This window comes from Pseudomonas sp. URMO17WK12:I11 (assembly GCF_007677725.1).
In the GTDB taxonomy this organism is placed as follows: domain Bacteria; phylum Pseudomonadota; class Gammaproteobacteria; order Pseudomonadales; family Pseudomonadaceae; genus Aquipseudomonas.
The window spans coordinates 17,633-43,468 of sequence record NZ_VEDF01000009.1; the positions used below are offsets into that span (position 1 = coordinate 17,633).

20 protein-coding genes are annotated in these 25,836 nt (G+C 64.7%); 10 read left to right on the forward strand and 10 right to left on the reverse strand.

What is annotated here, in order from left to right; translation table 11 throughout:
• Positions 1-2: 2 nt before the first annotated feature.
• The 9 genes from FS665_RS17185 to bcsQ are packed head-to-tail and all read right to left on the reverse strand — an operon-like array spanning position 3 to position 14,737.
• Complete coding sequence (locus FS665_RS17185) at positions 3-1,148, reverse strand: cell division protein FtsQ (protein ID WP_145190899.1); 1,146 nt, start codon at positions 1,146-1,148, stop codon at positions 3-5.
• The gene (locus FS665_RS17190; RefSeq protein ID WP_145190901.1) at positions 1,148-2,563 is read right to left on the reverse strand and encodes an MBOAT family protein; all 1,416 of its coding nucleotides are present in this window, start codon (positions 2,561-2,563) and stop codon (positions 1,148-1,150) included. Before FS665_RS17190 ends, FS665_RS17185 begins: the two co-directional genes overlap by 1 nt.
• 18 nt (positions 2,564-2,581) lie before the next feature.
• The gene (locus tag FS665_RS17195) at positions 2,582-3,241 is read right to left on the reverse strand and encodes an alginate O-acetyltransferase AlgF (RefSeq protein WP_145190904.1); all 660 of its coding nucleotides are present in this window, start codon (positions 3,239-3,241) and stop codon (positions 2,582-2,584) included.
• Positions 3,241-3,897, reverse strand: coding sequence for an SGNH/GDSL hydrolase family protein (locus tag FS665_RS17200; protein ID WP_145190907.1), 657 nt, complete (start codon positions 3,895-3,897; stop codon positions 3,241-3,243). The genes FS665_RS17195 and FS665_RS17200 overlap by 1 nt, the downstream gene beginning before the upstream one ends.
• Positions 3,898-3,915: 18 nt before the next feature.
• Positions 3,916-7,905 (reverse strand): cellulose synthase subunit BcsC-related outer membrane protein, encoded by a 3,990-nt coding sequence (locus FS665_RS17205; protein ID WP_145190910.1) that lies wholly within the window; start codon positions 7,903-7,905, stop codon positions 3,916-3,918.
• Positions 7,881-9,086 (reverse strand): cellulose synthase complex periplasmic endoglucanase BcsZ, encoded by a 1,206-nt coding sequence (gene bcsZ / locus FS665_RS17210; RefSeq protein ID WP_371921288.1) that lies wholly within the window; start codon positions 9,084-9,086, stop codon positions 7,881-7,883. The genes FS665_RS17205 and bcsZ overlap by 25 nt, the downstream gene beginning before the upstream one ends.
• A gap of 10 nt (positions 9,087-9,096) precedes the next feature.
• A complete protein-coding gene (gene bcsB, locus FS665_RS17215; RefSeq protein WP_145190916.1) occupies positions 9,097-11,394 on the reverse strand; it encodes a cellulose biosynthesis cyclic di-GMP-binding regulatory protein BcsB in 2,298 nt (765 codons plus the stop codon).
• A complete protein-coding gene (gene bcsA / locus FS665_RS17220; protein ID WP_145190919.1) occupies positions 11,391-13,604 on the reverse strand; it encodes a UDP-forming cellulose synthase catalytic subunit in 2,214 nt (737 codons plus the stop codon). Before bcsA ends, bcsB begins: the two co-directional genes overlap by 4 nt.
• A complete protein-coding gene (gene bcsQ, locus FS665_RS17225) occupies positions 13,601-14,737 on the reverse strand; it encodes a cellulose biosynthesis protein BcsQ (protein WP_145190922.1) in 1,137 nt (378 codons plus the stop codon). Before bcsQ ends, bcsA begins: the two co-directional genes overlap by 4 nt.
• A gap of 520 nt (positions 14,738-15,257) precedes the next feature.
• Here bcsQ and FS665_RS17230 point away from each other — a divergent pair.
• The 4 genes from FS665_RS17230 to FS665_RS17245 are packed head-to-tail and all read left to right on the forward strand — an operon-like array spanning position 15,258 to position 18,942.
• On the forward strand, positions 15,258-16,157 hold the full coding sequence (locus FS665_RS17230; RefSeq protein ID WP_145190925.1) for a TauD/TfdA family dioxygenase: 900 nt from the start codon (positions 15,258-15,260) through the stop codon (positions 16,155-16,157).
• Between the two features lie 17 nt (positions 16,158-16,174).
• Entirely contained in the window at positions 16,175-17,194 is a 1,020-nt protein-coding gene (locus FS665_RS17235) for an ABC transporter substrate-binding protein (protein WP_145190928.1), read from the forward strand.
• Between the two features lie 6 nt (positions 17,195-17,200).
• Complete coding sequence (locus FS665_RS17240; RefSeq protein ID WP_145190931.1) at positions 17,201-18,064, forward strand: ABC transporter ATP-binding protein; 864 nt, start codon at positions 17,201-17,203, stop codon at positions 18,062-18,064.
• Between the two features lie 14 nt (positions 18,065-18,078).
• Positions 18,079-18,942, forward strand: coding sequence for an ABC transporter permease (locus FS665_RS17245; RefSeq protein WP_145190934.1), 864 nt, complete (start codon positions 18,079-18,081; stop codon positions 18,940-18,942).
• 20 nt (positions 18,943-18,962) lie between these two features.
• Here FS665_RS17245 and FS665_RS17250 read toward each other — a convergent pair whose 3' ends face one another.
• Positions 18,963-19,520 (reverse strand): WYL domain-containing protein, encoded by a 558-nt coding sequence (locus tag FS665_RS17250; RefSeq protein WP_145190937.1) that lies wholly within the window; start codon positions 19,518-19,520, stop codon positions 18,963-18,965.
• Positions 19,521-19,724: 204 nt separating this feature from the next.
• Here FS665_RS17250 and FS665_RS17255 point away from each other — a divergent pair, with 204 nt between their 5' ends.
• The 6 genes from FS665_RS17255 to FS665_RS17280 all read left to right on the forward strand — a co-directional run bounded on the left by FS665_RS17255 (position 19,725) and on the right by FS665_RS17280 (position 25,673).
• Positions 19,725-20,513: a tetratricopeptide repeat protein gene (locus tag FS665_RS17255; protein ID WP_145190940.1), complete on the forward strand. Its 789-nt coding sequence runs from the start codon at positions 19,725-19,727 to the stop codon at positions 20,511-20,513.
• A 121-nt stretch (positions 20,514-20,634) separates the two neighbouring features.
• Positions 20,635-21,087 carry a MarR family winged helix-turn-helix transcriptional regulator gene (locus FS665_RS17260; protein ID WP_145190943.1) on the forward strand — a complete coding sequence of 151 codons (453 nt, stop codon included), beginning with the start codon at positions 20,635-20,637 and terminating at the stop codon, positions 21,085-21,087.
• Positions 21,084-23,171, forward strand: a complete 2,088-nt coding sequence (locus tag FS665_RS17265) for an FUSC family protein (RefSeq protein ID WP_145190945.1) — start codon at positions 21,084-21,086, stop codon at positions 23,169-23,171. Before FS665_RS17260 ends, FS665_RS17265 begins: the two co-directional genes overlap by 4 nt.
• Complete coding sequence (locus FS665_RS17270) at positions 23,168-23,380, forward strand: DUF1656 domain-containing protein (protein WP_145190948.1); 213 nt, start codon at positions 23,168-23,170, stop codon at positions 23,378-23,380. The genes FS665_RS17265 and FS665_RS17270 overlap by 4 nt, the downstream gene beginning before the upstream one ends.
• Entirely contained in the window at positions 23,377-24,252 is an 876-nt protein-coding gene (locus FS665_RS17275) for an HlyD family secretion protein (protein WP_145190951.1), read from the forward strand. The genes FS665_RS17270 and FS665_RS17275 overlap by 4 nt, the downstream gene beginning before the upstream one ends.
• On the forward strand, positions 24,249-25,673 hold the full coding sequence (locus FS665_RS17280; RefSeq protein WP_145190954.1) for an efflux transporter outer membrane subunit: 1,425 nt from the start codon (positions 24,249-24,251) through the stop codon (positions 25,671-25,673). The genes FS665_RS17275 and FS665_RS17280 overlap by 4 nt, the downstream gene beginning before the upstream one ends.
• Positions 25,674-25,836: the final 163 nt, after the last annotated feature.

The following is a 25,836-nucleotide window of genomic DNA, read 5'->3' on the forward strand; positions in this document are numbered from 1 at the left end:
GCTCACGGCTTGACGATGATGGCCGGGCCGGGCGAAGTCTGCAGATCGCGCTCGGGGATTTCCCAGATCACCAGCTTCGGTGGCGTCTGGGTAAAGGCGGCGCTGCTGAAATAGGCCCGCGCAGCGCCGTAGAACTCGCCGCCGTCCTTGGCGAAGTTGCCCACAGGCGCAGCCAAGGCCTGTTGCAGAAAACCGACGAAGTTGGAGTTGCGCGAGAACGAGGTGCCGATGAGTGCCACGTTGGGCAGGTTATCGTCGCCGAACAGGTCGTCGAGGCTATCCACCGCTTGCGCCTGTTCCTTGATGACCGAAGCTTGCACCCGCTCGGCTGCCGGCTGGAGCCTTGCCTCCAGCCAGTCCAGGCCGGCCAGGCGGACCAAGTCCCCTGCTCGCGGTGCCAGTGCCTGCTTGCTCACGTCGAACCCACGGTTCGGCGCAGGTTCGATACCCATGGCTTTGACGCGTGCCGCAATCGCCTGCGCGGCTGCCTGAGTGCCCACTTCGCTCCAGTGCGTGTCAAGCCGCAAGTAGGCAGGCGCGCCCAGAGGCTGCAGGGCTTCTGTCAGGTTCAGTACCTGCACCCCGGCCATGGTCAGGCTGTCAGCCCACTGCTGGGCGCGCTGCGCGAGGCTCGCCGGGCGCGGCAGGCCGCACAGCGCGCTGGCCGCGATGCGGCTCTTGTCGGGGACCACGCTCACCAGCAGGGCGATCCCGCGTGCCTGCAAGGCGTCACGCAGGGCAATCACCTGACCGGCCTTGGCCGCAGCGTTTCCGGCAGCGTTGCGATTGATCGTCAGTTCGTCACTGAGAAACAGCCAGCCGTCGCAGCCTTGGCGTACCCGTGGACCGGTGTCACCGAGCAGCAGCCAGCTGCCGCCACGCTCAAGCTGCGCGGCGTGTTCAGGCAGCGGCGCCTTGGCCAGCTCCTTGGCCACGCGGTGGGTGAGCTCACCGTGCAAAATGTCCTCGTTCGACGCAAGCTTGCCGGGCAGCCACTGGAAAGACCCTTGGGCCATCAGCCAGCCGCACGACAGCAGCCCTGCGCCGAGGAAGGCTGCCAATACGGCGCCAGCCAGTGTGCTGCTGCGCAGGGCGGTGGCGCTTGGGGGCGTTGGCCCGGTGCTCGGAGTTGGGGTCGTGGTGGTCATCAGAACTGGAAGTACAGAAAGGGCACGGCATCACGGCTGGCAATCAAGCTGAATGCCAACAGGAACCCGGCCACGGGCCACAGGGCAGCCCCAGCGGCATACAGCGCGCTGTGACTGAAACGTTGCTCGATGCGCGCCTGCCACAGCGGCGCGATCACGCAGAACACACCGAGCGCTGCCGCCAGGCCGTGCACCGGGCGCAGGGTTGCCGCCAGGGCCTCGCCGAGGGCGAAGGCATGCAGGCCGAACTGGCCGGCGTACAGGTCCAACGCAGTGGCGAAGTCCGGGGCACGGAACAGCGTCCACGCCAGGCACACGAACAATAACGTCAGGCTGTGGGCCAGCACCTTCGGTACCGCTGGCAGGCTGGAGCGGCTCCAGGCCCGGTCGACACACAGCGCCAAGCCATGGGCTGCGCCCCAGAGCAGGTAGTTCCAGCTGTCGCCACCGTGCCAGAGGCCGGCGATAGCCATGGTCAGGAACAGGTTGCGGTAGGTGTTCCAGGTGCCGAAACGGTTACCGCCCAAGCCGATGTACAGGTAGTCGCGCAGCCAGCTGGACAACGACAGGTGCCAGCGCCGCCAGAAGTCCTGGATGCTGCTGGCGAGGTAAGGCCGGTTGAAGTTCTCCGGAAAGTGAAAGCCCAGCATCAGCCCCAAACCGATGGCCATGGCGCTGTAGCCGGCAAAGTCGAAGAACAGCTGCAGCGAGTAGGCCAGGCAACCGACCCAGGCATCCATGAACGATGGCTCGGGCACATGAAACGCCACGTCCACCAGCGGCGACAGGGTATCGGCGATCAGTACTTTCATGCTCATGCCGATCATGAAGCGTCGCGCACCCAGGCAGAACAGGCTCCAGTCGAACTGGCGCTGCTGAAGTTCCAGGCGTACCCAGTCATAGCGGATGATCGGGCCGGCGATGGAGTGCCCGAACATCGACAGGTAGGTGGCGAAGTTGAGGAAGCTGCGCTCCACCGGCACCGTATGGCGGTGCACGTCCACCAGGTAGGAAATCGCCTGCAACACGATGAACGACAAGCCTGCCGGCAGCGCGACCCGTTGCCACTCCATCGGCAGCGCACCGTAGTGGGTGATCAGTTCGTTTACCGTGGCGGCCAGGATATTGGCGTACTTGTACCAGCACAGTACCAAGGTGTTGAACACGATCAACGCGATCAGCAGCCGCACCCGGCCGCGACCATCCTCGCGGCTGCGGTCCACGGCCAGCCCACCGGCCCAGGCGATCGCTGTCAGCAGCATGTGCAGCAACAGAAACAGCGGGCTCAACCAGCCGTAGAACAGCCAGCTGCCGATCAGCAGCACGCCATTGCGCCAGGCGGGTCGGCTCAGCGCATACACCAGCATGAACAGCGGCAGGAACAGCGTGAGGAACTCGAGCGAAGCGAAAACCATGATCGGCCAGGCGTCCTGTCAGTGAGCCAGCGTGTCGGTGGTCGTCAACAGCTGCGGACCATTGGCACCAGGTACCACCAGCACGCTGTAGCGCTCGCCCGCCTGCAACTCGCCCAGGTCCACCGGCGTGGCGACATTGGCATTGGCGCAGACCAGTTGCACCGACAGCTTCACCGGGTTGATCGAACGGCGCTGCACCGTGGTCCCAGCCTCCTTGAACAGGTCGGCTGTACGCCCGGCGGGGCGCAGGCTGGCATTGGCGCAGCGCGGATCGATACTGGCGAAGGCCAGCGAAGCCTTGAGGCCATTGAAGTCGTCAGGTTGCTCACGCAGCACGACCTGGCGCAGGCCCTTGCCCTCAGGCAGGGCCACCACGCTGGCGAACTCGCCAGGCGCGATGCTCAGCGCCACTTCGGCGCTGGCGCCGGCCTGTTTCAAGGTCCCCTTGATGGCCTTGCCCGCCGGCACCGGCAGGTAGGCCGACACGCTATTGGCGGCCTTGAGCTCAAGGCTGGCACTGGAGCCGGCGGCGACCAGCTGCAGCGCAGCGGGCGTGGCATTGACGAAGCGCAGGAACGCCGAGTCTTCGCTCGGCCCTGTGGGGTACAGGGCGATGTCAGCGTGGGCTGTGCCTGCGCATACTGCGCAAGCAATCGACAGCAGCAGGGCGCGACCCATCACTTGCCCCCTTTGACGGCTGGCGTTTGCAGCACCGCCTCAGCGATCGCCTTGCTCCAGGCCTGGTAGCCAGGGGCGGTGAGGTGCTGGCCATCGACAGTGGCCCATTGGCCCTGCTTGGAGAAGGTCAGCGAGTCGACGTAATCACAAGGGGCGACGTTGGCGGCCAGGAAGTCCGACGTCAGTTTCACGCGGGCATAGGTCTTGCCGTACTTGCCGCCTTCACTGCCCCAGTTGGGACCGACCCACACGCACTTGGCGCCGGTGCTCTTGATCGCGCTGGTGAAATCCTTGGTTTGCTGCCACAGCCAGGCCTTGGGGAATGCCGGCTTGGTGTAGCTGGCCATGGTATCGCCCATCACCACTACCACCAGGTCGGCTTTGTCGGCCTTGATCAGTTCGGCGACCGGCTGGGTCGCGGCCTTGCTGCCCAACACCAGCGCTTTGTCGGTGCCGCGGCGCTCGGCGCCGCCACAGGTGCCAGGGGTGACCTTGAGCCAGTCGCCGGCATTGGCCCCGCAGATTCCCAGCGAGTGCACCTGGGCGCCTTGTTGCTCGAAGTTGTCGTGCAGGCTCTTGATCAGGTAATCCGGCGTGGCCAGGTGACTGTCGCCGATCATCAGAATGGTCAGGCCTGCGAGAAGAGAAGACGCCATGAAAGAAACTCCTGGGGCTTAATTCGAATAAGGGGAACGGTACGGGCTGACAGGCAACGCCATCGCGCCACCGGCATCGTCGAACAGGTAACGCAGGTACAGGCCGCCACTCCATTGCTGGTAATCGCGGGCGTTATCCACACCCAGGCTGGCGCCGAAGAAGAAGCCATCGCCGAGGCGGTATTCACCGCTGGCGTTGAGCGAGTAGCCCACGCCGGATTTGTTCTGCGAGCTGTATTGGGTACTCAGCGACCGCCCATTGGCGGCGTAGTCGCGGGCGACCTGTTCCAGCGCGCCTTGCAGGGCGGCATCGCGCAAGTAAGGTGCGCCGTCCTGCTCGATGTGCTGCAGGCCGACGGCGCCCTGGACCTGATAGCTCCAGCGCGGCCCGCGCTTGGCCCAGCTCACCGGCACGCCGAGCGAGAAGAAGTTCTGCGGGCTGAAGTAGCCGCCATGGCCGTAGCTGAAGAAGCTTTGGTTCTTGTCGTAGCGGGTGCCGGACGCCGCCAGGCCCACGGTCATGCGCTCATCGAGGTCGTTGACCAAGTACCAGTAGATGCCGCTGCCCAGTTCCGCCCGGGTGTTGGACTCGACGTGGTGGCCGTCCAGGCTGTGCCAGGCGCCGTAGGCGTAGCTGCCGAACGATTGGTCGTCATAGCCCACCTGCAGGCGCCCGCCAGTGGCGGTCACGCCGCCCCATTGCAGGCCGCTGCGGGCATCGCGAACGCCGGCCCAGGAAGCGACGCTGTCGGTGACTGAGCGGCGCGAGAGATTGATGTTGTAGCGCCAGTCGCTGCCTTCGGCAAATGGCCGGTCCAGGCTGATGCCACCGACCACGGTGCTGTAGCGAAAGCCCATGGGGCTGGTGCCTATGTCGGTCTTCAGGCCCAGCGACGGTCGCTCGTAGGCCACTGCCACACCGACGCCCTGGTCTTTTTGCGAGCCCGTGCTGTCAGCGAAGAACGCGTCGGCGGCAGCTTCACGCTGCTCGGCAGTAGGCAGGGCCAGCAGGGCATCTGCCTGGGCGGGGTTCATGCCACCGAAGCGCGAGCCAGCGGACAGGTCGCTGCCGACCCCGCCAGCGTTGAGCGAAACCGGGGTGATGCGCAGCGCGACACGATCATCGTGCCACGGCATGCTGATTTCCAGCGGCGCCTCAACGTCGGTGATCTTGCCCATCCCCGCTTCGCTGTCGTTGCCACGGAACGTGACACCTTGCTTGACCTGCGGACTGCGGCTCTCGCGGACCTGGGCCAGTTGCTGCTCGATGGCGGTGCGCGGATCGGCCTCGGCTTCGGGCGCTGGGCGCGGGTCCGGCGACTCCCAGGCCGTCGCGTGCCCGCGCGACGATGCTTCGACACTGCGGCTGGCGACCAGCTCCGGCGCATCGAATGCCGCTTGCTGGCGCGTCTTCGCCTGGGCGGCCGCGGGCTCGGGGATCTCGCTGAAGGCGGCGTCGTTCAGGCGTGAGCGCTGACGCTGGCCGGGCTGGCCGACGAAGGGGTTGGCCGCGACCGCCTGGCCGAAGGGGTTGAGCAGCGCCTTCTCTGGCGGGGCCTGCAGGGCCAAGGCCTGGGCGTACAGCTGTTCGGCTTTGGCCAGCTTGCCACGGCCCCGGTAGTAGCCGGCGGCGCTGGTCAGGATCTGTGGGTTTTGCGGCGCCAGTTGCAGCGCCTTGCTAACCGCCTGCTCGGCTTTGTCGGCCTCGCCGTTGGCCAGCAAGGCCTGGGCAGCGCCCATCTGCACGTCGGCGTTGGCCGGTTGCTGGCGCAACAGCGGCGTGAACAGCTCGACAGCTTTCTGTGGGTTGCGGTTGTCCAGGTACATGCGCGCCAGCGACGACACCGCCTGGGCATCGTCCGGGCGCTGAGCCAGGGCAGGCGCAAGGGTGTCGTAAGCCGCTACCAGGTCGCCTTTCTCGCGCAGCAGGTCGGCTTGCCGCACGGTGTACTGGAACAGCACGTCGTCATACTGGCGCTGCTCGGCGCCCTGGAGGGGCTCACCGCGCAATTCTCGCAGCAAGGTGCTGACCTCTTGATCCTTGCCGGCTTCAAGCAAGGCGCCGGCATACGCCATGCGCAAGCCTGGCGTCGGCGCCGGGCTCTTGGCAATGGCGCTGCGCAGCAACGTCAGCGCTCGTTCGGTCTGGCCGATATCGATGTAGGCCGAGGCCAACGCCGACAGCGCCGTGGGGTTGTCAGCGGCGGTTGATTCGGCGCGCTGGAGCAGGCGCGTGGCTTGCTGGCGCTGGCCTTGGCCGGCCAAGGCCTGGGCTTGTTGCACCAGCGTTTGCAGGTCGATTTCCTCGGCCAGCGCGTGCATGGCACGGCTGCGCTGCGCCGCAGGAATCTGCTGCATGCGGGCCTGGGCGGTCGACCATTCGCCCAGCCGGCTGGCGAACAATGCGCCGGCGTACTGTGCTTCGGCCTGGCCGGGGTTGTTGCGCAGCAGCGTGTCGATTTCCTGCCTGGCCTGCTGCGGGTCGCCGGCTTTGACCTGCAACTGCGCCAGGTCGTACCGTGCCCAGACATTCGCTGGATCGTTGAGCACTGCCTCTTGCAGCGCTTTGCGAGCGCCGGCAAGGTCGCCGTTGCGTTCGGCGTCCTTGGCCTTGCCCATGGCAATGGCCGCTTTCAGGCTGCGCAGGTCGCCCAGGCGCTGACGCTGGGCATCACTCAAACCATCCAGCAGACGTTGACTCTGTGCCAGCTCACCACTTTGCGCCAGGACCGTGGCCAGACCGCGCAACGCGTTGGGGTTGCTGGCGTCGAGCTTCAATGCCTGGCGGTAGGAGGCCTGCGCCGCCTCGAGCTGGCCTTGGCTGGCGTGCAGGTCGCCCAGGCTGACGTGGCCTTGGATCTCCCGCGGGTTCAGGGCGATCGCCCGTTGCAGCTGCTCGCGGGCGGACTGGGGGTCGCCGTTGTCGCTGGCCTGGCGCGCCTGTTCCAGCAGTACCCAGTAGCGGTTGCTTTGCAGCGCGCTTTGCCAGCGGCTGTTGCTGCCACGGCTGAGGGCCTGCTTGAACAGGGCGTCGGCGTCGGCCAGGCGGCCTTGGCGTTGCCGCACCACGCCCAGTCCGCCGAGGGCGTCGGCATCCTGCGCTTGCTCACGCAGGCGCGCCTGGAACGCCTGCTCGGCATTGACCAGCTCGTTGGCGTCCAGGGCCTTGAAACCGCGTGCCAGGTGAGCGTTCTGCGCGTTACCGGCAGGCTGCGCGGCACGGGCGCCGGCGCTCAGTTGCTGGCGGATCTCCTGATCGTCCGGGTAGGCCTTCAGGTACGCGTCGAACAGTGCCTCCTCGCTTGCCCGTGGCGCGCCCAGCCAGGTCAGGCCCTGACGCCAGGCCTCGATCGACTCGCCGCCGATCACCGGATCGCCCGCGTAGGACGCCAGGCGGCGGATGCCCTCGATTCGGGTGGTTTCGTTGCGCAGCAGCAGCTTGGCCAGGTTGAGCTTGATCTTCATGTCGTCCGGCGACAGTGCTGCCAAACGCTCGAGCCCCTGACGCGCCTCCTGCCAACCGCTGGCGGTGTAGCCCAGGTAGCTATAGAACTCCAGGCCCAGCTCGCCCTGCGGCGTATGACCTGCGAAGAGCTTGCGATAGGCCGCCACGGCCTGGTCCAGTTCGCCCGAGATGGCCAGCTGCCGGGCCTCGTCCAACTGCTCCTCGTTGCCCGCCTCGTGCAGGGCGATTTCCTGCTCCAGCAGCAGCGTTTGACGCGCCTCGGGATGGGCGGCGCGCAGCTGCTCGAGGTAGCGCCGTGCGCCCTGCGGGCGCTTGCCGTCGAGTTCCAGCACACCCAGGCCATACAACGCGTCGGCCTGCTGCGGGTCGATCAGCAGCAGTTTGCGCCAGGCTTCGGTCGCGCGCGCCTTGTCCTTGCGCGCCTGCCAGTACTGGCCCTGCTCGAGCAGAACCTTGCCGTTGGGGCTGAGTTCGGCGTAGCCAGTGGTGTGGATCAGGGCCACCAGGACCCCCAAGGCTAGCGTGTTGCGGCGGGCGGACATGTGGACTCCCAGGAAGGTTGCAGCTTGCCGTCAGCGAGGAACTGGTAGTGCCGGTCGAGATGGCCAAGGGCGAAGAGGCTGAGCACGAAATCGTAATACGGGGGTTGGCGCTGCTTCAGCGCCTCGGCGGTGAGGCTGGCGGCCATCAGCTGCTCGACCCGCGCCTGCTGCTGGTCGAGCAGATAGGGCTGTTCCAGCGCCTTGAAATACGGCAGCAGGGCAGCGGAAAAACCGAACGGCCCGGTGCCGTGCAAGGCGCCACTGCGCATGTCGACTTTTTCCGGCGGTGTGCCTTGGCTGGCGACTGCGCGGCTCATGCCCTGCAGGCTGTCGAGCAGGGCCTTGGCCTGTGGGTCGGTGGCCGGGGTGAGGCCTGCCCACAGGTAGGTGCGGATGGCATCGTAGCTGCCGATCTCGCCCTTGCCCTGATCGATGACGAACATGCCGCTGTTCGGGCTGGTGCCGCGGTAACCGACCCAGTCGGCCACGAAACCGTTGGCGTTGCTGGCCTTGATCAAGCTGCCGGTGTTGCGCGCAATGGCCTGCCATGGCCCCTGCGGATCGAGCTGTTGCAACCTGCGCAGCACAGGGATCGGCAGGTAGCTGGGGTTCAGTTGCCAGTAATGATCGGGCTTGGCGAAGCTGTCGAAGCCAGGCAACAGCATCGTGCCCAGGCCCGGCAGCTCGGCGACCTCACGCTTGGCCACGTTGGCCAGCAACGCGCGTGCATCGGCAGCGTAGTGCGGGTCCTGCCACAGGCGTGCAGCTTCGAATAGCGCGTAGGCAAACCACAGGTCGGCATCGGAGGCCGAGTTGCGATCGAGCAGGCGCCAGGTGCCCTTGTCGTCCAGGCCCCACCACCAGCCTGGCAGGTTGGCAACGATATCACTCCCCGCCAGGTTGTCGCGGGCCCAGCGCCAGAGCTTGTCGAAGCTTGCCCGGTCGTTGCCGACCAGGGCAAAGAACATGGCGTATGACTGCCCCTCGGACGAGCTGTGTTGCTGCGGGGTGCTGGCGTCCAGCACGCGGCCATCAGGCTGCACGAAGTGCGTGCGGAAGGTCTGCCACAACGGCCAGGTGTCGGCCGTGCAGTGCTGATCCTGTGCTGCCGCCAGGCCAGGCAGGAGCAGGCAGGTCAGGGCGCTGGCAAGCCGGCGCGCGCGTGCGCCGATCGACGGGATGCGCATGGCTTCAATCCCCTTCGTTGAGGCGTCGCCGGGCCAGCGCGCGCAACCACAGGTAGCCGGTCAGGCTGACCAGCGCGACGCCCACTACCGTCAGCAGCAGCATGCCGAACACATGCTGCGAGAGCAGCCACTGCAGGTAGCGGAACGGCCCCAGGCTGCCGACGTAGTAGCTTTGCTCGGCCACCAGCGATTCCACGGACTTGCCCTTGATCACCGCCAGGCTGCCTTGCAGCGCCTGGGTATAGGCTTCACCGCCAATCAGCGCGTCGGTGACTTCGCCGAGCTGGGCCGGGGTTGGGCTGGACAGCACCACCACGCTACGGCCACTTTTGAGCGGAGATTCGAAGCCGGTCACGTAGGCGTTCGCCTCGCCGCTGAAGGTGAAGGCGCCTCGCGCCTTGCGCAGGTTGGCGACCGGGTCCGGGCTGATCCAGTCGCGCAGGCGCGTGGTCAGGTCGGAGAACTCCAGGTACTGACTGCTGCCGTCGTTGCGCCCGGGCAGGCGGTCAGCCCAGGTGTCGAGCAGCGGCTGGTTGTTGCCCGAGGCCAACAGCAGCAGATCCTTGTCAGCCAGGTTCGGCACCTGCGCAGCCTGGGCTACGGTGACGGCGGTGGCCGGGTAGCCAGTGGACTCGCCAAAGCGACCAAGTACCGTCAGGTAAGCGCTCCACTCGGCAGGTCCGGCCTGTTCGGGCAGCACCACGGCGGTCTGCGACAGGTCGGCCAGGCGCGTGAAGGGGAAGCCGCTGTCCTTGAACACCCCCAGGTTGGGCATGGCCATGAAGTGGTTGTAGTCACTGATGTCGAGCGTCGATTGCGGGTCGATGGCGCCGCGCATGTTGTCGATGATGATGTCGCGGCATTCGCCCTGCTTGATGTAGTCGTACATGAAGCGCAACTGCAGGCGCGATTGCAGCGCCACGCTGTCCAGCGGCAGGCGCAGGCGCACCTCGCGGGCCAGGCTGTCATCCTGCTTCAACGACGCCAGCAGGGCTTCGCCGGCGCCCATGGCCTGTACCGACGGCAGGTTCATCGACTGGATGAAACTGTCGTTGAAGCTCACCAGCAACGAGGAATTGGTAGCGGTAGGTTGCGGCGTATAGCGGTACTTGAGGTTCAGCTTGGCGCCTTGTTCACGCCAGTTGAACAGGTCAGGCGGCAGGCGCACGGGCACGGTGATGACGCCAGGGTTGTAGCCCGAAACACTCAGGCGACGGGTCTCGATCAACTCACCCAGTTGCACCGGACGGTCGGACGGCAGCCAGTTCGGGGCATCGTACGGCTGGCGCGGCTGCAACACATCAAGCTTGTCGATGGTGACACTGGCGCCGGCGAAACTGCGGTTGCCGATCACCAGTGCAGTTGCGGCGCGCTTGAGTTCAGCCGCGTCGCGGCCGCGCACCAGCAACAACTTGCCGTAGGGGTCGTTGGGGTTGTTCATCAAGCTCAGGCTGGGGCCTTGTACCGCCGCCAGGTCCAGGCCCTGCCACTGCTGCGGCTCGGCGCTGGCGATGAACACCACGGCGTTGCCTTTGGCCGGCAGGCGCTGCAGCTGCACCGGGAAGGTGGCGCCGCGGTAGCTGGCCAATGCGCCCATCCACGACGACACCGCGCCAGCAGCCTCGAGCACGCTGTTGTCCGGCGCGCCGGCGAACACGAACGGCAGGGTCAACGCGCGCGGGTCGCGACGGTCGAACAACGGCAGCGGCAGAATCGACAGATCATTGGGCAACGCGACCGGTGCGACCTGCACGTTCAGCTGGCTGTCATTGCTGACTTTGGCCCACAGGCTCGAATGCAGCGGGTCTTCGCACTGCATGGTGTAGTGGCCGATCAGCTGCACGCCGACGCGGTTGAACTCGGTCAGCAGATACGGCGGGATCTGCACCGTCTGCTTCTGCACCGTACCGGCGGTTTCCTTGGGCAGCGGCAGGCTGGCGGCGACCTCGTCATTGACCAGCACGTTGATCTGCGAAAGATCGCTGAGCAGGGCCGGCGAATAGGTGTACTGCAGGTCCAACTGCGCCCCGGTCACTACCTCATCGGCGCGCACATCGAAGTTCACCGTGTCGGTCGATTCGATGCCGCGCAGGCTCATGGTGTAGTTCTTGCCCAGCTGCTTGAAGCTCAGCTGGTAACCGTCCTGGACCGGGGCCGGCGCGGCTTGCGTTGCATCGTCGGCGGCTTCTTCAGCCAGCGCGGTGGTGCCAAGACCTGCCAGGCAAAGCAGTGAGCAGGCAAGCAGCAGACGTGGCCGGCGCAGCCGGTGGGGCTGGCGGTCGATGTGTCGCAGGTCGTTCATTGCGGGTCCAGGGAAGTATTCAGAGGAGGAGTCGACGGGCGCGCATAGCGTCGGTGACGCAGCGCGGCGAAGGTGGCGCGGGCCAGGTCGAGCATGCCGCGCACGCCGATGGCACTGACATCGCGCAGGGCCCCGAGCGGGGTGTCGGGCTTGCTGCTGCCCCAGGCCTGGGCCCAGGTGTCGGCGCGCGAAAAGGTCATGCGCACCATGTCGCTCTGCTGGCGCAGGGTCAGCGGCTTGAAGCGCGCACCTGCGGTGCGGCCCTTGGCGAACACCACATTGGCCGGCAACACGCAGGTCTGGTTGTTGCGCAGTAGGGTCACTTGCACGCTTGCGCCCTTGTCCACCAAGCCCGGCTCGGGCAGTTGCAGGCCCACGCCACTTTGCGAGAAGTCGACGGTGGTGCAGTCGATCACCTGGCCGTCGCTGGTGGTCAGCTTCACCGGCAGTTCGGCACGCACGCGCGGCTCGGTGCGCACTTGACGGGTTTCCGAGGCCACCGCCACGGCAGCACTGGTGATGATGATGTTGTAGACGGTCCAGGCCAGGTTGATCAGGATGGTCACCTCGGCGCCGGGCTGGCCCCAGATCAGCCCGAACACACCACACCCCAGGCCGATCAGGTTGAGGGTCAGCAGCACGATGTACGGCCGCGCCAGCTTCCAGTCGAAGTATTCCTTGTCGATGATCCCGCCCTTGTCGGTGACGTTGAAACCGCCGAACTTGGGGTTGATCAAGGCCATCAGCACCGGGCGCATGATGTACCAGGCCAGCACCGACTCGTACACCTCGTTCCAGAACGAATGGCGGAAACGGCCCTGGATGCGCGAGTTGGTCAAGCTGGCGTGGAAAATATGCGGCAGCACGTAGGCCGTGATCATCAGCGCCGAGGCATGGAAGATCTGCGCGCCGAAGATCAGGTAGGCCAGCGGTGCAGTGAGGAACACCAGGCGCGGCAAACCGTAGAAGAAATGCAGCATGGCGTTCACGTAGCACACCCGTTGGCCGAAGCTCAGGCCTTTGCCGAAGAACGGGTTGTCGGTGCGGAAAATCTGCGCCATGCCGCGTGCCCAGCGAATGCGCTGGCTGATATGCCGCGACAGGCTTTCGGTGGCCAGGCCCGCCGCTTGCGGGATGGCCAGGTAGGCAGTGTTGTAGCCCTTGCGGTTGAGCTTGAGCGCCGTGTGGGCGTCCTCGGTCACGGTCTCTACGGCAACGCCACCGACTTCCAGCAGGTGCGTGCGCCGGATGACCGCGCACGAGCCGCAGAAGAACGTCGCGTTCCACAGGTCGTTGCCGTCTTGCACCAGGCCATAGAACAGCTCGCCCTCGTTAGGCACCGAGCGGAAGGTGTCGAGGTTCTTCTCGAACGGGTCGGGCGAGAAGAAGAAGTGCGGGGTCTGCAGCAAGGCGAGGTTGGCGTCCTTGAGGAACCAACCCATTGCCACCTGCAGGAAAGACCGGGTCGGCACGTGGTCGGCGTCGAAGATCGCCACGAACTCGCCGTCGGTGACTTTCAACGCCTCGTTGAGGTTGCCGGCCTTGGCGTGACGATTGTTGTCGCGCACGATGTAGTTGACGCCGATCTGCCGGGCGAACTCGCGAAACGCTTCGCGGCGGCCGTCATCGAGCAGGTGCACGCGCAGTTTGTCCCTGGGCCAATCCATGGCTTGGGCCGCCAGCACGGTGAGTTTGACGATGCTCAGGTCTTCGTTGTACGTGGGCACGAAGACGTCGACCACTGGCCATTGCTCGGGAGCGATGGTGAGGATCTTCGGCTTGCGCTTGAGCGGCCAAGCGGTCTGCATGTAACCGAACGCCAGGACGATCAGCGCGTAGGTTTCGGCCGCCACCAGTCCGTAGCCGAAAATCATGTCCAGCCAGTTGTCGAAGCCCAGGGTGTCGGTCAGGCGCCAGTACACGTAGCGCAGAGTGGCCAGCAGTGACAAGGTGATCATCATCAGCACCGCCAGCCGCCCCGGCACTTTGCGCAACACCAGCAGGCAAACGAAGCACAGGCCGGCGAACGCGAATTGTCGCTCAAGCTCCAGCGGCGCGGTGATGACCGCCACCAGCGCCATCAGCCCGGCGACCACTGCACAGGCTTTGACCAAGCACTTCACAGCGCTGGGCAGGCGGGACAACCAGGCAGTCGCCCGCGCCACTCTCGACGCAGGCAGTGCCGGCGTTTGGGTTTGATGTGCGGTCATTGGGCGGCAGATTCTTTACGGCTGTGCTCGATTTCAAGTGTCAGATGCTCGGCGATCGCCCGTAGCGCCTGGCAGGCAGGGCTGTCGGTCGGCTGATCGAACGGCTCGTACTCGAAGGCCAGGGCCTGGTCGAGCTGCAGGTCCACGGGGATTTCGGCCAACCACTGGCTGCCCAGTTGCTGGCGCAGCAGCTCGCTCATGTCCAGGCTCAGCGGTTGTTGCGCATCGACCTTGTTGACCACATAGGCGCACACCTGCGTGGGCAGCAGCGACAGCCACGCTTGCAGCTTGTCCAGCACCAGGTAGGAAGCGGCATCAGCCTGGGTCAACGCGATCACCTGATCAGCCATGGCCAGCACCGGATTGAGCCAGGCCGACGTTCCGGTAGGCAGGTCGATCACCAGCACGTCGTCGCGGCCAAGCCTGAGGTCGGCCAGTTGGCGAGCCAACCAATCGGGCTGTTCGCTGAGCAATGCTTCGAAGTTGCGCAGGTCCCCGGCATTGGCAGGGCCAAACGCGATGCACTGCACGCCGGCCTCGGTCGGGGAGCAGGCATCGCTCCAGCCATGACCGTGCAAAACGGCCTGGTTGAGGCCGGGCGTGCTGCGCGGTAGATGGAAATGGCTTACGAGTGCGTTCTGCGCATCGAGGTCCAGCGCCACTACCCGGCCTTTGTGCTTGAGCAACTTGCTCAGCGCAGCGGCGACGGTCGTCTTGCCGACCCCGCCCTTGGCCGAGACCACGGCGATCACGTGAGCTTGTGGGCGACGGGCTGGCGAACTGGCCGGGTTGGACAGCGTGGCGACCTGCGCCGCAAGCGGGGCCCGCGAGCGTCGCTCATGGGCGATTTGCTCCAGGCGCTCTCGCAACGAGCGCGGTGGCAACGCAGCACCTGCCTGACGTGGCGTCATGACCGTGGTCGGCACCTTCTCCGGGAGCGGCTCGCTGACGGGCGCCGCACGCTTGAGCTCCACGATCTGCACCGCAGCGGCTTTCACCGGGGCTGGGAGGCTCGGCGGCGCATCAGGCGTTAGCGGCTCGTGAAACTCGAATTCGGAGTTGATCTCTTTGTAGCTTTCCGCGCTCGCTCCGAAACGGAGGAACAGGTTCCCGATATCATCTGCTTTGCTCATATACGGATATCCAGCCTACGACTATCTGAACGGCAAGGTCAGATCAGGCCGTTAACGGGGGCAAGAGTCTGATATCAAAATGCCTGTGTCAATAATTTGTTTGTTTAGCGCGCTATTTTTCCGATTGGCGGGCAAAAATACAGAAATTCCGCCGGAAATTTGACTAATTGATCAGCCTTATTGAGGTTTTCGGCCAGAGTGGCGAAAAATTGAGCTATTTCTCAATTTTTTAAAGCGAAGCTCTTAAAACCTTGTAGGACAAAGCGTACAGATGATAGCGATATTCCATTAGTAATAGGCGACCTGCGCATGGCAGATCGTCGGGAATCCGCTCACCGCTGGTCTCATATGCTTATTCAATAATGGTATTTAAAAGCTTTTCGTTATGCCGATATAGTTTCTGCCACTGCGTACCCGTCGACCAATCGATGCGCCGCACGACTTGAACCCACACGGGAAAACCCCGTGCGTTTCTGATCGTTGCGCGCCATTGAAGTCGCGCACTGCGTGGGAGTGAAACATGTCAGCCGCCTCGAACGCCTTGTCGTCCATCGACAGCGCCCAGCCGCAAGCTTTTGAAATCCGCCCGTTCTCAGGTGCCGTAGGCGCCGAGATCATCGGCCTGGATCTGGCCAAGCCGGTCAATGCCGAGGATTTCACCCGTATCCATCGCGCCCACCTCGATCACCATGTGCTGGTGTTCCGCGACCAGCGCATCAGTCCGGCTCAGCAAATCAGCTTCAGCCGCCGCTTCGGCGAATTGCAGATCCACGTGCTCAAGCAGTTCCTGTTGGCAGGCCATCCGGAAATCCTCATCGTCTCCAACATCATCGAAAACGGCCAGAACATCGGCCTGGGCGATGCCGGCAAGTTCTGGCATTCGGACCTTTCCTATAAAGCGCTGCCGAGCCTGGGCTCGATGCTGCATGCCCAGGAATTGCCCAGCGAAGGCGGCGACACGCTGTTCGCTGACATGCACAAAGCCTGGGACGCGGTGCCCGAGGCGCTGCGCAAGGTGGTTGCCGGGCGCAGTGCCGCTCATTCCTACACCGCGCGCTACGCCGAGACCAAGTTCGAGGGCAACTGGCGCCCGACCCTGACCGCTGAACAGTTGGCACAGGTCCAGGAAGTCATCCACCCGGTGGTGCGAACCCATCCGGAAAGCGGCCGTAAGGCGCTGTTCGTCAGCGAAGGCTTCACCACCCGCATCGTCGGGCTGCCGGACGATGAAAGCCGTGACGTGCTGCAGCAGCTGCATGCCTTGAGCGTGCTGGAACAGAACATCTACCGCCATCAGTGGCAGCCCCACGATCTGGTGTTCTGGGACAACCGCTCGTTGATTCACCTCGCTGCCGGCTGCCCTGCACACCTTCGCCGCAAATTGTTCCGCACCACCATCCAGGGCGACGCCCCGTTCTGACGACTGAGGACACTTTCATGCACAAATCCATCAGCCGCCTGGCGGCCACCATCGGCCTGGGCGCGAGCCTGGTCATCGGCAGCCTGGCCGCCCCAGCCGTGGCGCAGGCCGAGGGCAAAATTCGCATCGCCGAGCAGTTCGGCATCGTTTATCTGCTGCTCAACGTAGTGCGTGATCAGCACCTGATCGAGAAGCACGGCAAGGCGCAAGGGATCGACATCGACGTCGACTGGGCCCAGCTTTCCGGTGGTTCGGCAATCAACGATGCGCTGCTGTCCGGCTCGGTCGACGTCGCCGGGGCCGGGGTCGGTCCGCTGCTGACGGTGTGGGACCGCACCAAAGGCCGGCAAAACGTCAAGGCTGTGGCATCGCTGGGTAATTTCCCCTACTACCTGGTCAGCAGTAACCCTAATGTGAAGACCGTTGCCGATCTCTCCGAAAAGGACCGTATCGCGGTGCCTGCGGTGGGTGTCTCGGTGCAATCGCGCTTCCTGCAATATGCCGCGGCGCAGCAGTGGGGCGACGAGCAATACAACCGTCTCGACAAGTACACGCTCGCGGTGCCGCACCCGGATGCCACCGCTGCGCTTCTGGCCGGCGGTACCGAGCTCAATGGCCACTTCTCCAACCCGCCGTTCCAGGACCAAGCGCTGGCCAACAAAGCCGTGCATGTAGTGCTCAACAGCTACGACCTGCTGGGGCCGAACTCGCCGACCTTGCTGTTCGCCACCGAAAAGTTCCGCAAGGACAACCCCAAGACCTACAAGGCGTTCGTCGACGCCCTGGCCGAGGCGGCGGATTTTGCGCAAAACGACAAGGCCGCCGCGGCTGACACCTACATCCGTGTGACCAAGGCCAAGATCGACCGCGACGCGCTGATCGAGTTGATCGACAACCCGCAGTACGAATTCACCGTCACGCCGAAGAACACCTACAAGCTCGCCGAATTCCTTTACCGGGTAGGCGCGATCAAGCACAAGCCAGAATCGTGGAAGGACTATTTCTTCCAGGATGAACGCCCGTTGCAGGGGAGCTGACCGATCATGACCGCCCCATTGCCAGGCCACACGGCCAGCAACCTGAGCCCTGTCGCAACCCCGCCGCTGCTGCAGGTGAACAACCTGAGCCTCGAGTACCGTACCGCGCAGCGCGTGGTGCGGGCTACCCACCAGGTCAGCTTTGAAGTCGACCGTGCTGACCGCTTCGTCCTGCTTGGCCCTTCGGGCTGTGGCAAGTCCACCTTGCTCAAGGCCGTGGCTGGTTTCATCAACCCGCAGGAGGGGCAGATCCTCCTGCAGGGCCAGCCGGTCAACGGTCCTGGCCCTGATCGAATTGTGGTGTTCCAGGAGTTCGACCAGCTGCCGCCATGGAAAACGGTCAAGGAGAACGTCATGTTCCCGCTCCTGGTGTCCGGCCAGCTCAAGCGCGCCGAGGCCCAGGAGCGCGCCTTGGATTACCTGGACAAGGTCGGCCTGGCGGCGTTCGCCGACGCCTATCCGCATACGTTGTCGGGCGGCATGAAGGCCCGCGTCGCCATCGCCCGGGCACTGGCGACCCAACCCAAGATCCTGCTGATGGACGAGCCATTCGCAGCCCTCGATGCCCTGACCCGACGCAAGATGCAGGAGGAGCTCCTGCAGCTGTGGCAGGAGGTGCGTTTCACCCTATTGTTCGTCACCCACTCCATCGAAGAGGCGCTGGTGGTCGGTAATCGCATCCTGCTGTTGTCGCCGCACCCAGGACGGGTGCGCGCCGAAGTGCACAGCCACCAGTACGACCTGGGCAGCTTGGGCGGTAGCGACTTTCAGGCCAGCGCACGGCGCATCCATCGCTTGCTGTTCGACGAGGCCCTGGCCGCGGAACAGGTCGATGAGCTGGGCTTCAACGATATCCGCATCGCCTACTGACAGGAGCTTCAGTCATGACCACTCCACCTGTACGCCAGGAATACGAGGTGCAGCTGCAGCCCCTGCTCAGTGTGCCTGTGCAGCGCCCGCTGCCGCTGGGGCAACGTCTGTGGCAGCACGGTTGGCTGCGCAAGGCGGTGATCCTGCTGATCATCGCCGTCTTGTGGGAAGCGATCGCCCGCTACCAGGACAACGATCTGCTGCTACCGACGTTCCTGCAAACCGCCGCGGCGCTCTGGGATGGCCTGATCAGCGGCGAGTTGCCGGCCAAGGTCGGCGTCTCGCTGGTGATCCTGCTCAAGGGCTATGTACTGGGCATCGTCCTGGCCTTCGGCCTCACCAGTCTGGCGGTATCGACGCAACTGGGCCGCGATTTGCTGGGCACCCTGACCTCGATGTTCAACCCACTGCCGGCCATCGCTTTGCTGCCATTGGCGTTGTTGTGGTTCGGGCTGGGCGATAACAGCCTGATCTTCGTGCTGGTGCATTCGGTGCTGTGGGCGTTGGCGCTCAACACCTATGCAGGATTTCTTGGCGTGTCGGAGACCTTGCGCATGGCTGGGCGCAACTACGGCTTGAAAGGGCTGCGCCTGGTTCTGCACATTCTGGTGCCAGCGGCGTTGCCGTCGATTCTCTCGGGGCTGAAGATCGGCTGGGCGTTCGCCTGGCGTACCCTGATCGCCGCCGAACTGGTGTTCGGCGCCAGCAGTGGCAAGGGTGGCTTGGGCTGGTACATCTTCCAGAACCGCAACGAGCTGTATACCGACAAGGTATTTGCCGGGCTTGCGGTGGTGATCCTGATCGGATTGCTGGTCGAGGGGCTGGTGTTCAATACCCTGGAGCGGCTGACGGTGCGCCGCTGGGGGATGCAGCGTTAGCGCGTGCATCGGCGCCACGGTTACCTGCTGTAGCGTGCGGCTGCCTCGCTCAAGATCGAGATGATCTCCTCGCGCAACGCGTGAGGTTGCTCGATCATCAGCGCCTCACCCTGGGCAAGCACCCACGAGCGCAGTGGCCAACCATCCTCCACCTTGGCGCGCAACCGGTGGCCATGTTCCAGCGCAGTCAGTTGCATGTCAGGGCTCAATGGCGCTTCACGCAGCTGCTTGGCCAAGGCGTCGCTGATCCACGCCTGCAGCTCAATCCCCTCGCCATGCACTGCGCCCAGCCCATCAGCGCGGAGAAAATCCTGCAGGGCCAAGTGCCCGCGCTGCTCGCTATGGGCATTGGCCGCCCAATGCCAGCCAAACGGAATGCTCCTGTCGTTGCGCTCCAGCGGGAAGATCAGCGACAACTCATTGAGGTCCCGTTCGACCGTACGCTTGCTGACCTCGAATCCCAGGTCACGCAAGCGCATGGCCAGATCGGCACTGGTGATGCCTGGCGAGCGGTTGGGCAGTACACGCAACAGTGCCCATTGTCGGCTGAGGGTGGCGCGGGTGGTGGCGAACGGCAAAAGAGAGAGTCCTTGGCTAGGCTTGCCGCAACAGGGTGACGGCTTGAGCGGTTGTGGCAATTAGCCATGACTGGATTTGATTCAAGAATGCCGATTTGGTTGCCTCGGGCAAAATCGGTCGCGACGGGTTTTGACGTGTCAGCGCGCAGAATCGCTTCATCAAGACCCTTGTTCGGTCATGTGGCTGGTTCAATAAGGACGAACATGTCTGCTGCCAACAACATCCATTCGCTGCTTGCCTACTTGCTGCCCCGGCAGGTCATCGGTCCGTCCGTTCCTGACCGTGCGCGGCAACGACGCTTCGCCGGGGTGGGGACGCCCAGCCAGAAGGCGCTCCTGGTCACTCGCCTGGACCAAGCCAGCGACGTGCAGGCGATCTACGCCGATTTGCGCCGCCAGGCGGTGAACGGAAGTGTGGCTGCACTCAATGACCTGGGCTGGATCTGGCTCAACGGCAAGTACTGGCAAGCCGACACTGCGCTGGCCGGGCGCCTGCTGCGCATGGCGGCCGTCCAGGGCAGCGCCGCCGCCTGGTTCAACCTCGGACAGCAGCACTACTTTGGCAAAGGCGTGGAGCGGTCCTACCGCTGGGCTGGGCATTGTTATCGACAAGCCTTCGAGCGCGGCATGCTCAATGCGGCTGCGGCCCTGGGCGACCTGTACGAGGAAGAGGTCTGCGATGGCGAACTGGACTGGCGGCTCGATCCGCTGAAGGCCTATACCTGGTTCGAGCGTGGCGCAGCGTGCGGCGACGCACGCTGCCGGTTCGAAATCGGCTACCGCCTGCTGCACGGGCTGTGTGGCACGGCTGATAGCAAGGCGGGTCTGTATTGGCTGGAATTGGCGGCCGCCGATGGCGTGGTGCAAGCGGCAGAGGAATTGGCAGTGCACTTCACCGGGTGCGACGCGGAACGTTATCTGCATTGGCGCGACAGGGCGCTGCAATTGGGTAGCGCCCTGGCCGCCACCTTGAACCGCGACGACCAGCGCTAGCCTGCCGCTGAAACGGTAGTCGAGCGCGACAGCGGCGACGCTCCGTCGGCGATGGTTGACGACAGGGGTACGCACAGGCGTATATTGATAGTTAGCAAACTATGAATATCCGTGGTTCTTTATGTCGATTGACTCCCTGCGCTTGCAAGTCAGCAGCGGCATGGTCGTTGCCGCTCGCCACTGGCGGCGCATCTGCCATAACGCGCTGACTGGCTACGGTATTTCCGAAGCCTGCGCCGCCCCATTGCTGATGATCGTGCGCCTTGGCGATGGCGTGCATCAGGTTGCAGTGGCCCAGGCAGCCGGCCTGGAAAGCCCGTCGCTGGTGCGCTTGCTCGATCAGTTGTGCAAGGCGGGCCTGGTGCGCCGCAGCGAAGACCCGCTCGATCGTCGCGCCAAGGCGCTGAGCCTGACCGACGAGGGCCGGCGCTTGGCCGAGGCCATCGAGGCGGAGTTGGTGCGGGTGCGCCATGAGGTGTTGCAGGGCATCGATACTGCCGACCTGCAGGCTGCGTTGCGTGTGCTGCGGGCATTCGAGGCGGCAGGCCTGGGCTCGCCGGGCGGGGTGGCATGAACGGCTTTTTCAGTTCGGTACCACCGGCCCGCGACTGGTTCTACGGCGTGCGCACGTTCGCCGCATCGATGATCGCCCTGTACATCGCCTTGTTGCTGCAGTTGCCGCGTCCGTATTGGGCCATGGCCACGGTCTACATCGTTTCCAGCCCGTTCCTCGGCCCTACCAGTTCCAAGGCGCTGTACCGGGCGCTGGGTACGCTGCTCGGCGCTGGCGGTGCGATCTTCCTGGTGCCGCCGCTGGTGCAATCGCCGTTGCTGCTGAGCATCGCCATCGCCTTGTGGACCGGTACGTTGCTGTTCCTGTCACTGAACCTGCGCACTGCCAACAACTACGTGCTGATGCTGGCCGGTTATACCCTGCCGATGATCGCCCTGGCCGTGGTCGACAACCCCACGGCGGTATTCGATGTCGCCTCTTCGCGGGCTCAGGAGATTTGCCTGGGCATCGTCTGCGCGGCAGTGGTGGGCGCGATCTTCTGGCCGCGCCGGCTCGCTCCGGTGGTGGTAGGCGCCACCGGCAACTGGTTCACCGAAGCCATCCGCTACAGTGACAGTTACCTTGCACGCGAAGCCAATGGCGATAATGTCGGCGGCATGCGCGGCGCCATGGTCACCACCTTCAACTCGCTGGAACTGATGATAGGCCAGCTCGGCCACGAAGGTGCCGGGCCGCACACCTTGAGAAATGCCCGTGAACTGCGCGGGCGCATGATTCACCTGCTGCCGGTGGTCGATGCGCTCGACGATGCCCTGGTCGCGCTGGAGGGCCGCGCGCCGGCCCAGTTCGCGCAGCTTCAGCCAGTGCTGCAAGCGGCGCGGCACTGGCTCAAGGGCACCGCCGACAGCGCCAACGTCGCCCACTGGGCAGCGCTGCACGAGCAGATCGAACGCTTGCAGCCCGGTGCCGCAGCGCTCGACCAGCGTAGCGAACTGCTGCTGTCCAACGCCCTGTTTCGCCTGACCGAGTGGGCCGACCTGTGGCAGGACTGTTGCGCCTTGCAGCATGCCCTGCGCAGCGATGACCCCAGGCCGTGGCGGGCGGTCTATCGGCATTGGCGCCTGGGCCGGCTGACTGCGTTCTTCGACCGCGGCCTGATGCTGTACTCAGTGGCGTCCACGGTCCTGGCGATCGTGGTCGCCTGCGGTCTGTGGATTGGCCTGGGCTGGCACGACGGCGCCAGTGCGGTGATTCTCGCTGCCGTGTCGTGCAGTTTCTTTGCCGCCATGGACGACCCGGCGCCGCAGATCTACCGGTTCTTCTTCTGGACCTTGCTGTCGGTGATCTTCTCCAGCCTGTACCTGTTCCTGGTGCTGCCCAATCTGCATGACTTTCCGATGCTGGTGCTGGCCTTCGCCGTTCCGTTCATCTGTGTCGGTACCTTGACCGTCCAGCCGCGCTTCTATCTCGGCACGCTGCTGACGATCGTCAACACCTCGACTTTCATCAGTATCCAGGGCGCCTACGATGCTGATTTCTTCACCTTCCTCAATTCCAATCTGGCTGGCCCGGTCGGTCTGCTGTTCGCCTTCATCTGGACCTTGGTGATGCGCCCGTTCGGCGTCGAGCTCGCGGCCAAGCGCATGACCCGTTTCGCCTGGCGCGACATCGTCGAGATGACCGTTCCAGCCACATTGGCCGAGCAGCGCAAGTTGGGGGTGCAGATGCTCGACAGGCTGATGCAGCACCTGCCGCGCTTGTCGCAGACCGGCCAGGACAGCGGCGTGGCACTGCGCGATGTACGTGTAGGGCTGAATCTGCTCGACCTGCTGGCCTACCTGACGCGGGCCGGGCAGCAGGCCCGCGAGCGCCTCGCCACGGTGATCGACGAGGTCGGTGCGCATTACGCCGCCTGCCTGCGCGCTGGCGAGCGCCTGCACGCCCCGCCTGCGCTGCTGCGCAACATGGAGCGCGCGCGCCTGGCGCTGAACCTGGATGAGCTGTACGAGCGCGGCGATGCCCGCACTCACCTGTTGCATGCCTTGAGTGGCTTGCGCCTGGCCCTGCTGCCGGGTGTCGAGGTGATGCTCGAGCCTGCCGAACAACCGCAACTGCCCAACGGCCTCGACGGAGCGCCCCTGTGATCGGAGAAGTGGATGTCAGCGGGGTATTTCTGCCTACGCTGCTGGTCATGATGCTAGCCAGCTACTTGCTGTTTCTGGGCGTGCACGCCGTGTTGGTGCGCCTGCATTTCTACCGCCTGGTCTGGCACCGGGCGCTGTTCAACGTTGCTCTCTACGCCGTGCTGCTGGGCGCGGTCGACCATTTTTGCCGAAGCCTGATGCTGCCATGAAAAAACCTTTGCTGACCTTGGGCCGTGTGGTCCTGACCCTGTTGGTAGTGACCTTCGCCGCCGTGCTCGTGTGGCAGATGGTGGTGTATTACATGTTCGCCCCCTGGACCCGCGACGGGCACATCCGCGCCGATGTGATCCAGGTCGCCCCGGATGTGTCCGGGCTGATCCAGCAGGTCGAGGTGCGCGACAACCAGACCGTCAAGCGCGGCGATGTGCTGTTCACCATCGACCAGGATCGCTTCACCCTGGCCTTGCGCCAGGCCAAGGCGACGTTGGCCGAGCGCCAGGAAACCCTGGCCCAGGCCTCCCGAGAAGCACGGCGCAATCGCAAGCTCGGTAATCTGGTGGCCGCTGAGCAGCTGGAGGAAAGCCAATCCCGCGAGGCTCGCGCTCGCTCAGCTGTCAGCCAGGCCCAGGTCGCGGTCGATAGCGCCCAGCTCAACCTGGACCGCTCGGTGGTGCGCAGCCCGGTGGATGGTTACCTCAACGACCGCGCGCCACGCAATCATGAGTTCGTCACCGCGGGCCGCGCGGTGCTGTCAGTGGTCGACAGCGCCTCTTACCATGTCGATGGCTACTTCGAGGAAACCAAGCTCGGTGGCATCCACATCGGCGATGCCGTCGACATTCGCGTGATGGGCGACAACACCCGCTTGCGCGGCCATGTGCAAAGTTTCGCCGCCGGTATCGAAGACCGTGACCGCAGCAGCGGCGCCAACCTGCTGCCCAACGTCAACCCGGCCTTCAGTTGGGTACGCCTGGCCCAGCGCATCCCGGTGCGCATCGCCTTCGACGACGTACCGGCCGACTTTCGCATGATTGCCGGACGCACGGCCACGGTGTCGATTCTCGAGGGCCAGCAACCATGAAACAGCTGATCCTGGCAGGGCTGTGCCTGTCTCTGGGCGCATGCATGACGGTTGGCCCGGACTACCAGCTGCCGGCAGAGGCCGCAGTGCAGCGCAGCGACCTCAACGGCGCACTGCGCCAGGATGCTGCGCACGTGGTTTCGGCGCCGGTGCCCGAGGACTGGTGGCAGCTGTATCAGGATCAGCGCTTGAATGAGCTGGTACGCCAGGCGCTCAGTGCCAACAGCGACTTGCGCGTGGCTGCGGCCAATCTCGCCAAGGCGCGGGCTCAGGTCGATGTCGCCGAGTCGCAAGGCGGCTTCAATGGCGGGTTCAAGGCCGGGGCGCAGCGCCTGCAGGAATCCGGCGAGGCGTTCTTGCAGCCCGACAAGGTGCCGGTGGTCAACATCGGCGAAGCGATCATCAGCGCTTCCTACCAATTCGACCTGTGGGGCACTTTCAAGCGTGGCACCGAGGCTGCCAAAGCCAACGCCGATGCGGTGCAGGCCGCTGCCGACACCGCGCGCATCACCTTGGTGGCCGATGTGGTCAAGGCCTACACCCAGGTGTGCTCGGCCAATGAGGAGTACCACATCGCTCGGCAATCGCTCGACTTGCAGGAACAGAGCGTCAGCCTCAACCAGCGCCTGCGCGATGCCGGCCGTGGTGATGAAACCCAGGTGACCCGCTCGCAGACCCAGTTCAAATCGTTGCGCGCTGAGCTTCCGCGCTTCAAGGCCGAGCGCGAAACCGGCCTCTACACCCTGGCAGCGCTATTGGCCAAGCCTGTGGATAAGTTGCCTGTCGGCGTCGCTGACTGTGCACAACTGCCCCAGTTGAGCCAGCGAGTTCCGGTAGGCGATGGGGCGGCCTTGCTCAAACGCCGCCCCGATGTGCGCCAGGCCGAGCGGCAACTGGCTGCAGCCACCGCCCAAATCGGTGTGGCGACCGGCGCCCTCTACCCGGACATCAGCATCGGTGCGCAGGTGGGCACCATCGGGATCCTCGACAACCTCGGCGAGCCGTCGACCAACCGCTGGGGCATCGGCCCGCAGATCAACTGGTCCATTCCCACCAATGGCACGCGCGCCCGGATCCGCATGGCCGAGGCCACGACCCAGGCGGCGCTGGCGCATTTCGACGGGGTGGTGCTGAACGCCGTCCGCGAAGCTCAGACCCGTCTGGCGCAGTACAGCGCCTTGCTCGACCGCCGCGACGCCTTGGCCGAAGCCGAGCAGTCAGCCAAACAGGCCGCCGACCAAACCCACCGTTACTATCAGGCCGGACGCGAATCATTCCTCGCTGACCTGCAGGCGACGCGAACCTACACCGACGTGCGGGCGCAACTGGCGGCGGCCAATAGCCAGGTCGCGCTGGGGCAGATCGGTGTGTTCCTGGCCTTGGGGGGTGGATGGAAAGCAGCCGCCGAACCTCCCCGGTAAAGATGTCAGCCAGGCAATAATGCTTCGGTCACGCTTTGACGCAGCCGGATCCTGACAGGATCTCCATGCTTTCACGTTGGTCGGAGCCGTAGCGACGAATGGCGGTCAGCTTCATCGCGCCAGACTTCAGTCGTGATCTTCATGAAATTTGCCAGCGACGCTT

What these genes read in the sequence shown, in the direction of transcription:
- FS665_RS17265 (WP_145190945.1), top strand. Translation starts at nt 21,084, where the DNA reads ATGAACGGCTTTTTCAGTTCGGTACCACCGGCCCGCGACTGGTTCTAC.
- FS665_RS17200 (WP_145190907.1), bottom strand. Translation starts at nt 3,897, where the DNA reads ATGGCGTCTTCTCTTCTCGCAGGCCTGACCATTCTGATGATCGGCGAC.
- FS665_RS17235 (WP_145190928.1), top strand. Translation starts at nt 16,175, where the DNA reads ATGCACAAATCCATCAGCCGCCTGGCGGCCACCATCGGCCTGGGCGCG.
- FS665_RS17190 (WP_145190901.1), bottom strand. Translation starts at nt 2,563, where the DNA reads ATGGTTTTCGCTTCGCTCGAGTTCCTCACGCTGTTCCTGCCGCTGTTC.
- FS665_RS17195 (WP_145190904.1), bottom strand. Translation starts at nt 3,241, where the DNA reads ATGGGTCGCGCCCTGCTGCTGTCGATTGCTTGCGCAGTATGCGCAGGC.
- bcsA (WP_145190919.1), bottom strand. Translation starts at nt 13,604, where the DNA reads ATGACCGCACATCAAACCCAAACGCCGGCACTGCCTGCGTCGAGAGTG.
- FS665_RS17205 (WP_145190910.1), bottom strand. Translation starts at nt 7,905, where the DNA reads ATGTCCGCCCGCCGCAACACGCTAGCCTTGGGGGTCCTGGTGGCCCTG.
- bcsB (WP_145190916.1), bottom strand. Translation starts at nt 11,394, where the DNA reads ATGAACGACCTGCGACACATCGACCGCCAGCCCCACCGGCTGCGCCGG.
- FS665_RS17240 (WP_145190931.1), top strand. Translation starts at nt 17,201, where the DNA reads ATGACCGCCCCATTGCCAGGCCACACGGCCAGCAACCTGAGCCCTGTC.
- FS665_RS17245 (WP_145190934.1), top strand. Translation starts at nt 18,079, where the DNA reads ATGACCACTCCACCTGTACGCCAGGAATACGAGGTGCAGCTGCAGCCC.
- FS665_RS17280 (WP_145190954.1), top strand. Translation starts at nt 24,249, where the DNA reads ATGAAACAGCTGATCCTGGCAGGGCTGTGCCTGTCTCTGGGCGCATGC.
- FS665_RS17275 (WP_145190951.1), top strand. Translation starts at nt 23,377, where the DNA reads ATGAAAAAACCTTTGCTGACCTTGGGCCGTGTGGTCCTGACCCTGTTG.
- FS665_RS17230 (WP_145190925.1), top strand. Translation starts at nt 15,258, where the DNA reads ATGTCAGCCGCCTCGAACGCCTTGTCGTCCATCGACAGCGCCCAGCCG.
- FS665_RS17255 (WP_145190940.1), top strand. Translation starts at nt 19,725, where the DNA reads ATGTCTGCTGCCAACAACATCCATTCGCTGCTTGCCTACTTGCTGCCC.
- bcsQ (WP_145190922.1), bottom strand. Translation starts at nt 14,737, where the DNA reads ATGAGCAAAGCAGATGATATCGGGAACCTGTTCCTCCGTTTCGGAGCG.
- FS665_RS17260 (WP_145190943.1), top strand. Translation starts at nt 20,635, where the DNA reads ATGTCGATTGACTCCCTGCGCTTGCAAGTCAGCAGCGGCATGGTCGTT.
- FS665_RS17185 (WP_145190899.1), bottom strand. Translation starts at nt 1,148, where the DNA reads ATGACCACCACGACCCCAACTCCGAGCACCGGGCCAACGCCCCCAAGC.